We start from the raw sequence: 15,370 nt of genomic DNA, 5'->3' as shown, positions 1-15,370 counted from the left end.
GGAAATCATTTGGGAATTGTTGAGCAAATCATTTGGCTAGTTTTTTTTATTAATGCGATCAGTGCGATTGTGACTGTCTTTCGCAAACCAAGAAACATCACAACGGTCTGGGCATGGCTATTAACCCTGATTTTTTTACCGGTTTTAGGTTTTTTGATCTACGCTTTTTGTGGCCGTGGTATTGATGGGGAAACGATGTATCGTTTTGAACAAGAAGATGAAAAACGTGTTAAAGAAATCAATGAAATTATTCAACATGATAATCGTCATGTTGATTACAACGCACCGGATCAATTGTATCCAGCAGCAAATGCATTAGTAAAATTCTTTAAAAATTTAGATGAATCACCTTTAGCGATTCGAAATGAAGTAGCCTTCTTTTTAAATGGAACAGATAAATTCGAACATTTATTTGTTGATTTACGAGCAGCAAAAAGTACGATTCATGTCGAATATTATGCGTTCTTTGATGACCGAATTGGGAATCGTTTCATGCGGATCTTAGAAGAAAAAGCAGCGGAAGGCGTAGAAGTTCGGATGATCTATGATCCTTGGGGGGCACCAAAAACCGATAAGAAGTTTTATGAAACTTTGATCAAAAACGGGGGAAAAGTGACGGCTTTTATTACCTCAAGAAATATTTTAGCCAAAACACGTTTAAACTATCACTTGCACCGTAAAATTGTAGTCGTCGATGGACAGATCGGTTGGACCGGGGGGTTTAATGTAGGTGATCAATATTTGGGGGAATCCAAACGTTTTGGAAATTGGCGTGATACACATGGTCGGATCGAAGGAACGGCGAGTTTTACGTTGCAAGAAATCTTTATTCGTGACTGGAATGCGTCGGTAAAAGATAAGTCTCAACGGATGAGCTATCTGCCAGAATATTTTGTTTTACCAGAAAAAGAAATTACTAAAGGGGTTGGCATGCAAATCGTAGCGGATGGCCCAGATAATGATACACAAGTTATCAAAGATGGTTTTGTGCGCTTAATTATGTCAGCAGAAAAAAGCGTTTGGATTCAAACGCCGTACTTGGTCCCTGATGAAACAATGATTTCTGCGATTTTGATTGCCGTACGATCAGGAATCGATGTTCGGATCATGATTCCCAATATGCCGGATCATCCATTTATCTATCGAGCAACCCAATATTATGCAAATTATTTACATCAACGTGGAGTAAAGATTTATCACTACGCGGATGGGTTTATCCATTCGAAAACAATGGTTGTAGATGATGAATTAGCGACTTTTGGTTCAACAAATCAAGATATTCGTAGTTATGAATTGAATTTTGAAGTCAGCAGTTTTATTTATGATCCTGAGATTGCTCAGCTGTTCAGAAAAATATTTGAAGAGGACATGAACGATTGTATTTTATTGACAGACCAAATAATTGCTGATCAATCAAGATGGCTGACGTTCAAGCAACAGTTCTCACGCTTATTATCACCGGTCTTATAATTTTTTACGTAAACCTTGGCGGGCAAGATTGTCCGCCCCTTTATTTTTTGTCTCAGGGATCCATTGCAGGACAAGTAAAGGAAAATGAGGCGCTAATTCATTAAACTCTGATAAATATGGCAAAAATTGCTTGTTTTTTGTTTGTCCTTGGTCTAAAATTTTTATTGCAGTTTTACTATCTGAATACAGCAAAACAGACTGCTCATTTAATCGATGATCAATCAAGTAACGTAAGGCATGAATGATTACGGCCAGTTCCGCTTGATGATTATTGTCTTCTGGTAAGGGAAGAGAGAGTTGTTTTTGTTTGTCTGAAATAAGCAAGATGCCACCACCACTTCTTTGTGTATTGGTTGCTGCATCCGTATAAACTTTTAGCATAAGTATCATCCTTTAATTAGAGTAGGAGCAAGTAAATGAAAAAAAAGCGTTATTTTTGGCAACCCGAATTATCCATTAGTATTATCTATTGGTCATTAACATTCATCATTCTATTTTATGGTTTGATTTTAACGCTTGAGAAGACCCATCCGTACTTGCAAGGAAATATCTTCATTGGGATCTTCATCGTCTTTTTGATCATGGGTTTTCATCGGTATCTACTTTTAGATAAGTCAGGGGTCAAAGTCCGCTATATGCGTATGTGGAGATTAGAAACCATTTCCCATGAACACATAGATTATCTCATCGTATGTAAAGATGGAATCGTGATTCAAAGAAAGGGCCTTAGTGGCGCGACCTTTCATTTTGCCATGAAGAAAAAAACGAAGAATACCTTTGTAGAAACGTTTATCGAGTATTTTCCTGAAATCGAAGTCAAAGAAATAAACGAAAAGATCAGCCGAAACTGATCCTTTCGTTTATTTTTTTTTCACATGCGCCGCTTGCATTCCGCGAGCGCCTTCGACAATCACAAATTCAACTTCGTCACCAGGCTCTAAAGTTTTAAATCCATTTTCTTCAATAGCAGTAAAGTGAACAAAAACTTCTTGGGTTTCTTCATAGCTGATAAAGCCATAACCTTTTTTTTCATCAAACCATTTGACAACGCCATTATTCATTACAAACACTCCTTTGCAATTGCTGTTTTTATTATACGTGATGGAAACAAAAAATGCGAATCTATAAGTTTGCAATCTTGAGTAGTGTTTTTCTTTCGCGAATTCGTTATAATAAAGTGAACGAATAAAAAAGTATATTTTTCTGAGTAATGTTCGGGAAAGGGAGTTTTTATGAAAACTGATATTGAAATATCTCAAGCAACGAAATTAGCACCTATTACGGAGGTCGCTGAGAAAATTGATTTAACTTTTGATGATCTGGAATTACATGGCAAATACAAAGCAAAGATCGAATTTGCTGCCTTGGATCGAATGAAAGAAAATCCAGAAGGAAAATTGATACTTGTAACTTCTATCAATCCCACTCCGGCCGGCGAGGGTAAATCTACCGTTACAGTTGGTTTAGGCGATGCACTAAACAAAATTGGAAAAAAAGCCGTAATTGCATTACGCGAACCGTCTCTAGGTCCTGTCATGGGAATCAAAGGTGGCGCTACAGGTGGTGGCTATGCTCAAGTGTTGCCAATGGAAGATATCAATCTTCATTTTACAGGTGATATGCACGCTATTACAACAGCGAACAATGCTTTATCTGCTTTATTAGATAATCATATCCATCAAGGAAACGAATTGAACATCGATGCTCGTCGAGTAATCTGGAAGCGAGCAGTTGATTTAAATGATCGCGAATTACGTTTTATTACAGTCGGTTTAGGCGGCCCAATCAACGGTGTACCAAGAGAAGATGGGTTTGATATTACAGTGGCAAGTGAAATCATGGCGATTTTATGTTTAGCTACTGGAATCACGGATTTAAAACGTCGTTTATCAAATATCGTTATTGCCTATACGTTCGAACGTGAGCCAGTTACAGTGGGTGATTTACGAGTAGAAGGTGCATTAGCTTTAGTATTAAAAGATGCGCTCAAGCCAAACTTAGTTCAAACAATTTATCAAACGCCAGCCTTTGTCCATGGTGGACCGTTTGCGAATATCGCTCATGGCTGTAATAGTATTTTAGCGACGCGAGCAGCTTTGCACAGTGGTGATTATGTTGTGACGGAAGCTGGATTCGGTGCAGATTTAGGTGCGGAGAAGTTTTTAGACATCAAAGTCCCTAATTTAGAAAAGGCCCCAGATGCGATTGTGATTGTAGCGACGATCCGAGCTTTAAAAATGCATGGCGGCGTTCCTAAAACAGAATTGAGTGCTGAAAATATTGACGCTTTGACTGCTGGTTTTAGTAATTTGGCTAAACATATCAGCAATATGCGTAAATATGGTGTACCGGTAGTTGTAGCAATCAATGAATTTATCAGTGATACTGAAAAAGAGATCACTTTACTAAAAGAATTATGCGAACAAGAAAATGTCAAAGTTGAGTTAGCCAGTGTTTGGGAAAAAGGGCCTGACGGTGGGATCGACTTGGCTAAAACAGTAGTTGAAACAATCGATACTGAAGAAAGTAATTACCATTCGATTTTTACCCATGAAGATGATGATCTAACTGAAAAAATCGAAACAATCGTTCAAGAAATCTATGGTGGGAACGATGTGATTTATACTAAAAAAGCGCAACAGCAATTAGCAAGCTTCAAAAAATATGGTTGGGATCGTTTGCCTGTTTGCATGGCAAAATCACAATATTCATTGTCGGATGACCCAAGTAAATTAGGTGCGCCAAGTGATTTTGACGTAACGATTCGCGAACTTGTACCAAAATTGGGAGCGGGATTTATTGTAGCTTTGACGGGTGATGTTATGACCATGCCTGGATTACCAAAAAAACCAGCAGCTTTAAAAATGGATGTTGATGAACAAGGAAATGCGATTGGTTTGTTTTAAATACGTTATTTTTCAAAGGGGATCTCTAACGCAGAGATTCCTTTTTTGTAGATAAGTAGCTAAAATACTGTTGGAATTTTAGTCATTTATCAAACTGCATTCCACTAACAAAGAAAAAGGAACGGGAAAATTGAACAATTGATCTTGAGACTTGAATAAAGGACGATGAAGTATTGATCTACCGTTTTTAGTGTTTCAGGCTTTCCATTGACCTTTTTTTCACTTATACTGAAACTACTGGATTTGTTACCTATCTTATGAGTTAAAAAAACTATGCAGCAAAAAAGAGCGAATAAGTTTATCTTTAAACAAAGGAGCCGGCAGGATGGGAGAACGTGCAGATATATTTTTGGGAGCATTTAATCGAATTGAAAAAGAACTTAAGCGCCAATTAGGCAATCCAATCAATATGAGTTTCAGCGAAGCTGTTCGCCGTTTATCAAAACGTAAAGACAATTTAATTGGTGAGAATGAAAATGATCTATTACAATTGGCACAATTACGTAATGCGATTGTCCACGACCAAATTTCAGAAGATTTCGTGATCGCAGAACCTAACGAATGGGCAGTCCAACAAATTGAAACTATCGAAAACAAATTATTGCGGCCCGAAAGAGTCTTGCCGCGTTTTGGGAAAAAGGTAACTGGTTTTGAGCATGATCTACCTTTAGTCGAAATCATGAAAATCATTAACGAAAAACGGTTTTCGCAATTTCCAGTCTATGATTCAGGGAAATTTATGGGATTGATCACATTACGAACGATTGGCTTTTACTTTGCGCAGGAAAGTTTATCGGGTTCAGTCAGCCTAAAAGGTCGTGTTGCCGAAGATTTGATTTCGGCAAATGGCAAACGAGTCAATTTCAAATTTGTTTCAGCCGACACGAACGTTTCTGAAGTTGAAAAAATGTTTCGAACCGAGGGTGTTTTGGAGGCAATCTTAATCACGGAACACGGAAATTCTGACGGAAATCTATTAGGAATCATTCGTCCACGTGATATTTATAGTCAAGAAGGGGAGCAATAAGGTTGTTAATTATTTATTTATTATTAAGTGCGGGAATCATCGCCCTTGATCAATGGTTCAAATGGTGGATCGTTAGTCACTACGCTTTTGGTGATAGCCAAACGATCATTCCCAATGTTTTATCGTTGACCCATATTCGTAATACAGGAGGTGCTTTTAGTCTATTTGAAGGACAACAAGTCTTTTTTATCCTGATTACGGTTGTAGCAGTCGTTGCAGTAATGTATTATTTAGTCAAACACCTAAATGAGAGTAAGTGGCTAACATTGGGTTTGAGCTTTTTCTTAGCTGGAGCGATTGGAAACTTTATTGATCGTTTTCGTTTAGGTTATGTAGTAGATATGTTCCGATTGGATTTTATCAATTTTCCGATTTTCAATATTGCGGACATGTCATTGGTTGTAGGAGTAATCATGATTTTTATTTATATTTTATTAGATGAGAGAGACAAAAAAAATGGATAATCAAATTGAAGTAATCATTAAAAATGAAAAAGGCCGGATCGACAAAGTGTTAAATGAACGTTTGGCCAATCATTCGCGTTCACAAATCCAGCAATGGATCAAAGAGCAGTGCGTATCAATCGATCACAAAGTAATCAAAGCAAATTATAAAGTTAGTTCTGGCGATAAGATCATTATTGAGATCCCAGAACCAGAAGAATTGGATTTAGTTCCTGAGAATTTAGATTTAGAGATTGTTTATGAAGATGACGATGTTGCTGTAGTAAACAAACCGCAAGGCATGGTGGTTCATCCATCTGCTGGTCATCCAAATGGCACGTTGGTCAATGGCTTACTATACCAAGTCAAAAACCTATCCACGATCAATGATGTCGTACGTCCAGGAATTGTTCATCGAATCGATAAAGATACATCGGGTTTATTGATGGTTGCAAAAAACGACCATGCGCACGAATCTTTGGCGCAACAATTAAAAGACAAGACGTCATTACGTAAATATGTCGCATTAGTGCATGGGGAAATCCCACATGAAAAAGGGCGCATTGAAGCACCAATTGGACGTTCAAAAGTCAATCGTAAAATGCAGGCAGTGATCGAAGGTGGAAAACCCGCAGTCACTCATTTTGAAGTGTTGAAACGTTTTGAAGGTTTTACTTTAATTGAATTGCAACTGGAAACGGGGCGTACACATCAAATCCGGGTTCATATGCAATACATCGGTTATCCGGTAGCTGGAGATCCTTTATACGGTCCTAAAAAGACACTCAAAGGAAATGGTCAATTCTTGCATGCCAAGTTATTAGGCTTTGAACATCCGACAACGGATGCTTCAATGGTCTTTGAAGCACCATTGCCTGAAATTTTTGAAAAAACTTTGACAACTTTACAAGAAAAAGATTGATTTCTGTTTTCGAGAATAGTATAGTGTCTGTAAGCAAGAAATAAATAACTGAATATGATCCTTTAAGAGTAGTCCCGTGAGGCTAAGAAGGAAGCAGATAGATGTTTGGACTAGGTGCGCCTAGGTGAACACTATTCATTTGACGAAGTCGATAACTTTCCTCCTACCTAATTACGGGTAGGAGTTTTTTTATTGTCAAAAATAAGGAGGAATCAGGATGTATAAAAAAGAAGTTGTAGATGAAGTAACGATGAAGCGAGCACTGACTCGGATTACTTATGAAATCATTGAACGCAATAAGGGAGTTCAAGATATTGTATTGATTGGCATCAAAACACGAGGAATCTTTATTGCTCAAAGAATTGCTGAACGCTTAAAACAACTAGAACATATCGAAGTTCCTGTTGGTGAATTAGACATAACTTTGTATCGTGACGATAAAAAAGTAGAAGAAGATGAACCAGAATTGCATTCTTCAGACATTCCATTTTCAATCGAAGGAAAAGAAGTGATCTTAGTTGATGATGTTTTGTTCACCGGCAGAACAATTCGTGCAGCACTCGATGCAGTCATCGACTTAGGAAGACCTAATCGCATCTCTCTAGCAGTTTTAGTAGACCGAGGACATCGCGAATTACCGATTCGGGCTGATTATGTTGGCAAAAATATTCCAACAGCTTTAACAGAAGAAATCATTGTTGAAGTGGAAGAAAATGATGGGCAAGATCGCATCTTGATTCAAAAAGAAGACTAAAAACTGTTTAGGAACCGGAAAGAGGAAGTTTAATGGAAAAATTTCATAATGATGACGTTGTTTTAGATATTCATGACCGACCAAGCGCAGGACACTGGGTAGGTTTAAGTATCCAACATTTATTCACGATGTTTGGTGCAACGGTTTTAGTGCCAATCTTAGTAGGAATCAATCCTAGTATCGCGTTAGTTAGTTCGGGATTAGGAACGTTGGTTTATTTAACAGTAACAAAAGGAAAAATCCCAGCATACTTAGGAAGTAGCTTCGCTTTTATCGCAGCAATGAAATTATTGATGAAATCTGATGGTTATCCAGCAGTTGCTCAAGGAGCTGTGACTTGCGGACTGGTTTACTTGATCGTATCCTTTGTAATCCGCAAAATTGGCTCGGGTTGGTTAGATAAGATTTTACCGCCAATCGTGGTGGGTCCAGTAGTAATGGTCATCGGTTTAGGCTTAGCCGGGAACGCTGCTCAAAATGCGATGTACAGCAATGGCGAATACAGTTTTAAATACGTATTGGTTGCTTTGATCACACTAGCACTGACGATTTTCTTCAATATGTTTTTAACTGGCTTCATGGGTTTGATTCCAATCTTACTAGGAATCATCGGTGGCTACATCACTGCCATGCTTTTCGGAATCATTGATTATCAACCGATCATTGAAGCAAAATGGTTAGCGATGCCAGCATTTAGTGTACCTTTTGTCAGCTACCAACCAAAAATTTATATTAGTGCGATTACAACGATGGCACCAATCGCTTTCGTAACGATGACAGAACATATTGGTCACTTGATGGTTTTAAACAAATTAACGAAACGTAACTTTTTTGATGATCCAGGTTTGGATCGTACGTTGATGGGAGACGGGTTAGCGCAAATTGTTGCTGGTTTTGTCGGTGGTCCTCCAGTAACAAGTTATGGAGAAAACATCGGCGTACTTGCTATCACGAAAGTCCATAGTGTGTTCGTCATCGGCGGGGCAGCAGTATTGGCAGTTTGCTTAGGCTTTGTTGGGAAACTAAGCGCCTTGATCTTAAGTATTCCTGGGCCAGTTATTTCAGGAATCAGCTTTGTCTTATTCGGAGTTATCGCCGCAAGCGGACTTAAAATTTTGATCGAAAACAAAATCGACTTCGACCGTAAAAAGAATTTATTGATTGCTTCTACGATCTTAGTGATCGGAATCGGAGGATTAGTTTTTGAAGCAGGTACATTCACCTTATCATCAATGGCTTTAGCAACAGTACTAGGAATCATCTTAAACTTAGTTTTACCAGAGCAAGCACGGAGCGAAAAATAACCCCCGCAGCGAACTATGAATAGGAGGAAATTTCATGATCATCCAGTCTGAGGAAATTAGTCTGAAACATTTATTAACAGTTGAAGCACTAAACGACCAAGAGGTAATGGGGCTGATTCGACGAGGGCAGCAATTTAAGAACGGTGCTCGTTGGACACCACACAAAGATCAATATTTTGTTTCAAATCTTTTCTTTGAGAACAGTACTCGAACCCACAAAAGTTTTGAAGTTGCAGAAAAAAAGCTCGGACTAGATGTGATTGATTTTGATGCCAAAACAAGCTCGGTACAAAAAGGTGAAACGCTTTACGATACTGTCTTAACCATGTCTGCCTTGGGTGTAGATGTCGCAGTCATTCGACATGGCGATGAGCATTATTACGAAGAATTGATCCAAAGTAAAACGATTCAGTGCTCAATCGTCAACGGCGGCGATGGTAGTGGCCAGCACCCGACCCAATGTTTACTAGATCTAATGACCATTTATCAAGAATTTGGACACTTCAATGGATTGAAGGTCGCGATCGTCGGTGATATCACCCATTCACGTGTTGCTAAGTCAAACATGCAAATGTTGAAACGACTTGGTGCACAAGTATATTTTTCAGGCCCAGCAGAGTGGTACGATAAAAGCTTTGATGTTTACGGAACCTATCGATCATTGGATGAATTAGTTCCAGAAGTTGATGTCATGATGCTTTTACGTGTACAACATGAACGTCATGATGGACAGGAAAGTTTTTCAAAAATAGAGTATCACAATCAATATGGGCTGACGATTGAGCGAGGGCAACACTTAAAACCGCAAGCAATCATCATGCACCCAGCACCCGTTAACCGTGACGTCGAAATTGCAGACAGTTTAGTTGAAAGTCTGCAATCAAGAATCATCTCACAAATGACAAATGGTGTTTATATTCGCATGGCCATTTTAGAAGCAATATTAAGAGGAAAATCGTAAAGGGGCAGATAAAATGAAAACATTGATTAAAAATGGGAAAATCGTAACGAAAAATAATCAGACCACGACTTGTGATCTTTGGTTAGAAGATGGGATCATTGCCGGCATCGGAAAAGATTTTTCAACGATAACATTCGATCAAGAATACGATGCAAAAAATCAATTAATCACACCAGGCTTAGTTGATGTTCATGTTCATTTACGAGAACCAGGTTTTACTTATAAAGAAACAATCAAAGATGGAACAAAAGCGGCAGCACGTGGTGGTTATACAACTGTTTGTGCTATGCCAAATCTAAATCCAGTACCCGACACAGTCGAAAAATTTGAACAAGTAAAAGCAATTATTGAGCGTGATGCTGTAGTCAAAGTCCTCCAATATGCACCCATTACAGAAGAACTTCGTAGCGAAAGATTGACCGATCAAAAAGGATTAAAAGCAGTTGGAGCTTTTGCTTTTACGAATGATGGAGTCGGTGTCCAAAGCGCAGGAACCATGTATCTCGCTATGAAAGAAGCTGCCAAAAATAAGATGGCACTAGTAGCTCATACAGAAGATGAATCTCTGCTATTCGGTGGTGTCATGCATAAAGGTGAAATCAGTGAGAAGTTACAGCTTCCTGGTATTTTAAGCGCAACCGAATCATCACAAATCGCTAGAGATTTGATTTTAGCTGAAGAAACAGGTGTTCATTATCATGTTTGTCACGTTTCGACAAAAGAAAGCGTCCGCGTGATTCGTGAAGCAAAGCAAGCCGGAGTTCATGTCACCGCCGAGGTTTCCCCACATCATTTGATTTTGATCGATGAAAACATCACCGAAGATCATGGTTATTGGAAAATGAATCCGCCATTGCGAGCCAACGAAGATCGTCAAGCATTGATCGAGGGATTACTAGATGGCACGATTGATTGCATCGCAACTGACCATGCACCTCATGGATTTGAAGAAAAAAATCAAAGTTTTCTAAAATCACCATTTGGAATTGTCGGAAGTGAAACGGCCTTTCAATTGATTTATACCCACTTTGTTGAAACAGGAAAATTCACATTGGAACAAGTCATCAATTGGATGGCGGTAAAACCAGCAGAAATATTTGGAATCAAAGCTGGGACATTGATGATTGGACAACCAGCTGATGTCACGATATTTGATTTAGAAAATGAAGAAAAAATCGACGATGAAAAATTTGCTTCATTAGGGGTGAACACACCTTTTACGGGGTGGCCAGTCAAAGGTACAACATTGATGACTTTCGTAGATGGTCAATTGGTTTATAACAAGGAGGACTAAGAGCTTGAAAAGACTTTTGATTTTAGAAGATGGAACAATATTTGAAGGTGAAAGATTCGGTGCGGAAGCAAGTGTTGTAGGAGAAGTCGTCTTCACTACCAGCATGACTGGCTATCAAGAAACAATCACGGATCAAAGTTTTAATGGACAAATCATTACATTCACTTACCCAATGGTTGGAAATTATGGTATCAACCGTGATGATTATGAATCGATTGCTCCGACATGTAAGGGAGTGGTCGTCAAAGAGCATGCGCGTCTAGCCAGTAATTGGCGAAATCAAATGACTTTAGATGAGTTTTTAAAGCGTAAAGGAATTCCAGGAATCGCAGGGATCGATACCCGTGCATTGACCAAAAAATTACGAAGTGCTGGTACGATGAAAGGCAGCATCGTAGACCCCGCTGATCAGCTTGACCATTCTTTTGATCAATTAAAAGCAACTGTTCTACCAACAAATCAAGTGGCACAAGTCTCAACTGTTACACCGTATCCAAGCCCTGGAGTGGGAAGAAATGTGGTCGTGATCGATTTTGGGTTAAAACATAGTATTTTACGCGAATTATCGCGGCGTGAATGCAACTTGACCGTCATGCCCTATAACACAGATGCACAAACGATTTTAGATCTTTGTCCCGATGGGGTAATGCTGACGAATGGCCCCGGCGACCCCAAAGATGTCCCTGAAGCTATTGAGATGATCAAACAAATTCAAGGGAAAGTCCCAATCTTCGGTATTTGTTTAGGTCATCAATTATTCGCCCTAGCAAATGGCGCAGATACTTACAAAATGAAATTTGGGCATCGCGGTCTGAACCATCCGGTAAGAGAAATTGCGACGGGAAAAATTGATTTCACTTCTCAAAATCACGGCTTTGCAGTAGCTGAAAAAACGATTGACCCTCAAAAATTGATGATCACACATGTGGAAGTCAATGATGGAACGATCGAAGGAATACGTCATCGAGATTTTCCGGCCTTTAGTGTTCAGTATCATCCCGATGCTGCACCAGGGCCACATGATGGGGTTCATTTGTTTGATGATTTTATGGAAATGATGGATGCATGGAAGGAGCAAGCATAAATGCCAAAACGTACAGATATTAAAAAGATCCTAGTTATCGGATCAGGACCGATTGTGATCGGACAAGCCGCTGAGTTTGATTACGCCGGCACACAAGCTTGCTTAGCTCTAAAAGAAGAAGGATATGAAGTTGTTTTAGTTAATTCGAATCCTGCAACAATTATGACTGATCAAGAAATTGCTGATACAGTTTATATCGAACCGATTACTTTAGAATTTGTTTCACGAATTTTACGGAAAGAGTTGCCCGATGCGATCTTACCAACTTTAGGCGGACAAACCGGCTTGAATATGGCGATGGAATTAGCTGATTCAGGGATCTTAGCTGAATTAAATATTGAATTACTTGGAACAAAATTAGCTGCAATCGATCAAGCAGAAGATCGAGATTTATTCAAACAATTAATGGAAGAATTACATCAACCAATTCCAGAATCTGAAATCGTAACCACGATAGAAGCCGCAGTAGAGTTTGCGAATAAAATCGGTTATCCGATCATTGTTCGACCGGCCTTTACATTAGGTGGAACTGGCGGTGGTATGTGCGATAACGAAGAAGAGTTGCGTATGATTGCTGAGAATGGTTTGAAACTTTCGCCTGCAACGCAATGTTTGATTGAACGGTCCATTGCCGGCTTTAAAGAAATTGAATACGAAGTGATGCGTGATTCTGTTGACAATGCCATCGTTGTTTGCAACATGGAAAATTTCGATCCCGTCGGAGTGCACACTGGAGATTCAATCGTATTCGCACCGAGTCAAACATTATCTGATTACGAATATCAAATGCTTAGAGATGCCTCACTATCCATTATTCGGGCATTAAAAATCGAGGGTGGCTGTAATGTCCAGCTTGCGCTAGATCCGCACAGCTTCAATTACTATGTGATCGAAGTAAATCCGCGAGTATCACGTTCGTCTGCGCTAGCAAGTAAGGCAACGGGGTATCCAATCGCTAAATTAGCAGCAAAAATTGCGGTCGGATTAACATTGGATGAAATGAAAAATCCTGTCACTGAAACAACTTATGCCGAATTTGAACCGGCCTTGGATTATGTAGTCGCTAAAATACCCCGTTGGCCTTTTGATAAATTCGAAAGCGGCGAACGTGTATTAGGCACACAAATGAAAGCGACCGGTGAAGTCATGGCGATTGGTCGGAATATCGAAGAATCACTCTTAAAAGCCGTCCGCTCATTAGAGATTGGGACGTATCATGCGGAACTTCCAGAATTAGCTGCGGTGACCGATGAAGCATTGACTGAAAAAATGGTCAAAGCCCAAGATGATCGATTATTTTATCTAACAGAAGCAATTCGGCGAGGATATTCGATTGAAGAAATCAACGAGCTGACAAAAGTTGATCTGTTTTTCCTAGATAAATTATTGCATATCGTTGAATTTGAAACAGCGTTAGCAAAAAACATCAATAATACTGAGTTATTAAAACAAGCAAAACAAAATGGTTTTGCTGATATCAAAATTGCTCAATTGTGGAATCGAACAATGGATGAGATCCGAGCATTTAGAACAAAACACAATATTCTTCCAGTATATAAAATGGTTGATACGTGTGCGGCAGAATTCGAATCACAAACACCATACTTCTACAGCACGTATGAATTTGAAAATGAAAGTGTCCGCAGTGAAAAGAAATCGGTGCTTGTCTTAGGATCGGGGCCAATTCGGATCGGTCAAGGTGTCGAATTCGATTATGCGACGGTTCACTCAGTCAAAGCTATCCAAGCAGCTGGTTATGAAGCAATCATCATGAATAGCAATCCGGAAACAGTATCAACAGACTTTTCAGTATCCGATAAATTATACTTCGAACCACTAACAATCGAAGACGTTTTGAACGTTGTCGAGTTAGAACAGCCAATGGGTGTTATCGTCCAGTTTGGTGGTCAAACCGCAATCAATTTGGCTGAGCCCTTAGTAAAAAATGGTGTGAAAATCTTAGGAACAACGATTGAAGATTTAGATCGAGCAGAAGATCGAGATCAGTTTGAACAAGTATTAAACAGTTTAGATATTCCACAACCACCAGGTGATACCGCTACTAGTGCCAAAGAAGCAGTCAAAATTGCTGAAAGCATCGGTTATCCCGTCTTAGTTCGCCCAAGCTATGTGTTAGGTGGGCGTGCGATGGAAATTGTTGAAAATCAAGCAGATTTAGAAGATTACATGGCTCATGCTGTTAAAGCATCTCCAGAACATCCGGTCTTAGTCGATCGTTATTTGATTGGAAAAGAATGTGAAGTCGATGCTATTTGTGACGGTGAAACAGTCTTGATTCCTGGAATCATGGAACATATCGAGCGTGCGGGAGTCCATTCAGGAGATTCGATGGCCGTATATCCACCACAGACTTTTTCGGAAGAACTGAAAGCGACGATTGAAGATTATACTCGACGCTTAGCATTAGGGATGAATTGTATCGGTATGATGAATATCCAATTCGTCATCCATAATAACGAAGTTTTTGTAATTGAAGTCAATCCACGAGCTAGTCGAACAGTTCCTTTCTTAAGTAAAATCACTAATATACCGATGGCTCAAATCGCAACAAAAGCTATCTTAGGCCAAAGTTTGAAAGAACTAGGTTATCAAGATGGTCTATATCCTGAAAGTGATTTAGTCCATGTAAAAGCACCCGTTTTCAGTTTTACGAAATTACAAAAAGTCGATACTTATTTAGGGCCGGAAATGAAATCTACTGGTGAAGTGATGGGTACAGATCGGAATTTAGCGAAAGCCTTATACAAAGCTTTTGCTGCTGCGGGATTACACCTACCTGATTTTGGTGCAGTCTTGTTCACGGTCGCTGACGAGACTAAAGAGGAAGCTTTAGCGCTAGCAAAACGCTTTAAAGAAGTTGGCTATAGCTTGATCGCCACTGCGGGGACTGCAGAATTTTTAGCAGCAAATGGACTGAATGCTAAGCGAATCGCTAAAATTTCTGAATCCGATGAGGACAATGTAATTGATCTCATTCGCAGTGGGGAAGCCCAAGTTGTGATCAATACAATGGATAAAAATCGTCAAAATGCCTCAGAAGATGGTTTTATTATCCGACGGGAGGCGGTGGAACACGGAGTTCCGTTATTCACATCGCTGGATACCGCAGACGCTATCTTACAAGTGATGGAATCACGAGCATTTTCAATTCAAGAAATTTAATTTAGACAGAGTGAAGAGTGAA

Annotated in this window: 14 protein-coding genes; 12 read left to right on the top strand and 2 right to left on the bottom strand. The window is 39.3% G+C overall.

Annotation, left to right across the window (positions count from 1 at the left end):
* Positions 1–9 precede the first annotated feature (9 nt).
* A complete protein-coding gene (gene cls, locus RV04_RS02705; protein ID WP_084405497.1) occupies positions 10–1,470 on the top strand; it encodes a cardiolipin synthase in 1,461 nt (486 codons plus the stop codon).
* Here cls and RV04_RS02700 read toward each other — a convergent pair.
* The gene (locus RV04_RS02700; protein WP_071856933.1) at positions 1,465–1,851 is read right to left on the bottom strand and encodes a ribonuclease HI family protein; all 387 of its coding nucleotides are present in this window, start codon (positions 1,849–1,851) and stop codon (positions 1,465–1,467) included. The two genes, cls and RV04_RS02700, sit on opposite strands and share 6 nt — an antisense overlap.
* 35 nt (positions 1,852–1,886) lie before the next feature.
* On the opposite strand from RV04_RS02700, the gene RV04_RS02695 reads away from it, so the two are divergent.
* Positions 1,887–2,321: an EbsA family protein gene (locus RV04_RS02695; protein WP_071856932.1), complete on the top strand. Its 435-nt coding sequence runs from the start codon at positions 1,887–1,889 to the stop codon at positions 2,319–2,321.
* 9 nt (positions 2,322–2,330) lie between these two features.
* Here RV04_RS02695 and RV04_RS02690 read toward each other — a convergent pair whose 3' ends face one another.
* Positions 2,331–2,531: a cold shock domain-containing protein gene (locus tag RV04_RS02690; RefSeq protein ID WP_071856931.1), complete on the bottom strand. Its 201-nt coding sequence runs from the start codon at positions 2,529–2,531 to the stop codon at positions 2,331–2,333.
* Positions 2,532–2,702: 171 nt separating this feature from the next.
* Here RV04_RS02690 and RV04_RS02685 point away from each other — a divergent pair, with 171 nt between their 5' ends.
* The 10 genes from RV04_RS02685 (at position 2,703) to carB (ending at position 15,348) form a co-directional block, all read left to right on the top strand.
* Positions 2,703–4,376 carry a formate--tetrahydrofolate ligase gene (locus RV04_RS02685; protein ID WP_071856930.1) on the top strand — a complete coding sequence of 558 codons (1,674 nt, stop codon included), beginning with the start codon at positions 2,703–2,705 and terminating at the stop codon, positions 4,374–4,376.
* Positions 4,377–4,701: 325 nt separating this feature from the next.
* A complete protein-coding gene (locus tag RV04_RS02680; RefSeq protein WP_071856929.1) occupies positions 4,702–5,403 on the top strand; it encodes a CBS domain-containing protein in 702 nt (233 codons plus the stop codon).
* A gap of 2 nt (positions 5,404–5,405) precedes the next feature.
* A complete protein-coding gene (lspA, locus tag RV04_RS02675; protein WP_071856928.1) occupies positions 5,406–5,867 on the top strand; it encodes a signal peptidase II in 462 nt (153 codons plus the stop codon).
* Entirely contained in the window at positions 5,860–6,768 is a 909-nt protein-coding gene (locus RV04_RS02670) for an RluA family pseudouridine synthase (RefSeq protein ID WP_071857167.1), read from the top strand. Before lspA ends, RV04_RS02670 begins: the two co-directional genes overlap by 8 nt.
* A gap of 217 nt (positions 6,769–6,985) precedes the next feature.
* Positions 6,986–7,522, top strand: a complete 537-nt coding sequence (pyrR, locus tag RV04_RS02665; RefSeq protein WP_071856927.1) for a bifunctional pyr operon transcriptional regulator/uracil phosphoribosyltransferase PyrR — start codon at positions 6,986–6,988, stop codon at positions 7,520–7,522.
* 32 nt (positions 7,523–7,554) lie between these two features.
* Entirely contained in the window at positions 7,555–8,826 is a 1,272-nt protein-coding gene (locus RV04_RS02660; RefSeq protein ID WP_071856926.1) for a solute carrier family 23 protein, read from the top strand.
* 34 nt (positions 8,827–8,860) lie between these two features.
* A complete protein-coding gene (locus RV04_RS02655) occupies positions 8,861–9,787 on the top strand; it encodes an aspartate carbamoyltransferase catalytic subunit (protein ID WP_071856925.1) in 927 nt (308 codons plus the stop codon).
* A gap of 13 nt (positions 9,788–9,800) precedes the next feature.
* Positions 9,801–11,081 (top strand): dihydroorotase, encoded by a 1,281-nt coding sequence (locus RV04_RS02650; protein ID WP_071856924.1) that lies wholly within the window; start codon positions 9,801–9,803, stop codon positions 11,079–11,081.
* Between the two features lie 4 nt (positions 11,082–11,085).
* Positions 11,086–12,165 carry a carbamoyl phosphate synthase small subunit gene (locus RV04_RS13070; protein ID WP_143139482.1) on the top strand — a complete coding sequence of 360 codons (1,080 nt, stop codon included), beginning with the start codon at positions 11,086–11,088 and terminating at the stop codon, positions 12,163–12,165.
* Positions 12,166–15,348: a carbamoyl-phosphate synthase large subunit gene (gene carB, locus RV04_RS02645; protein ID WP_143139481.1), complete on the top strand. Its 3,183-nt coding sequence runs from the start codon at positions 12,166–12,168 to the stop codon at positions 15,346–15,348.
* Positions 15,349–15,370 lie beyond the last annotated feature (22 nt).

Origin of the sequence: Enterococcus hermanniensis (assembly GCF_001885945.1) — a bacterium.
GTDB lineage: Bacteria > Bacillota > Bacilli > Lactobacillales > Enterococcaceae > Enterococcus_A > Enterococcus_A hermanniensis.
This window is presented reverse-complemented; position numbering and strand designations above follow the sequence as displayed.

Bases quoted from the DNA above. Each gene is read 5' to 3' on its own strand.
- RV04_RS02680 (WP_071856929.1), top strand. From the start codon at position 4,702: ATGGGAGAACGTGCAGATATATTTTTGGGAGCATTTAATCGAATTGAA.
- RV04_RS02670 (WP_071857167.1), top strand. From the start codon at position 5,860: ATGGATAATCAAATTGAAGTAATCATTAAAAATGAAAAAGGCCGGATC.
- RV04_RS02655 (WP_071856925.1), top strand. From the start codon at position 8,861: ATGATCATCCAGTCTGAGGAAATTAGTCTGAAACATTTATTAACAGTT.
- RV04_RS02660 (WP_071856926.1), top strand. From the start codon at position 7,555: ATGGAAAAATTTCATAATGATGACGTTGTTTTAGATATTCATGACCGA.
- RV04_RS02700 (WP_071856933.1), bottom strand. From the start codon at position 1,851: ATGCTAAAAGTTTATACGGATGCAGCAACCAATACACAAAGAAGTGGT.
- RV04_RS02690 (WP_071856931.1), bottom strand. From the start codon at position 2,531: ATGAATAATGGCGTTGTCAAATGGTTTGATGAAAAAAAAGGTTATGGC.
- carB (WP_143139481.1), top strand. From the start codon at position 12,166: ATGCCAAAACGTACAGATATTAAAAAGATCCTAGTTATCGGATCAGGA.
- RV04_RS02650 (WP_071856924.1), top strand. From the start codon at position 9,801: ATGAAAACATTGATTAAAAATGGGAAAATCGTAACGAAAAATAATCAG.
- RV04_RS02685 (WP_071856930.1), top strand. From the start codon at position 2,703: ATGAAAACTGATATTGAAATATCTCAAGCAACGAAATTAGCACCTATT.
- RV04_RS02695 (WP_071856932.1), top strand. From the start codon at position 1,887: ATGAAAAAAAAGCGTTATTTTTGGCAACCCGAATTATCCATTAGTATT.
- pyrR (WP_071856927.1), top strand. From the start codon at position 6,986: ATGTATAAAAAAGAAGTTGTAGATGAAGTAACGATGAAGCGAGCACTG.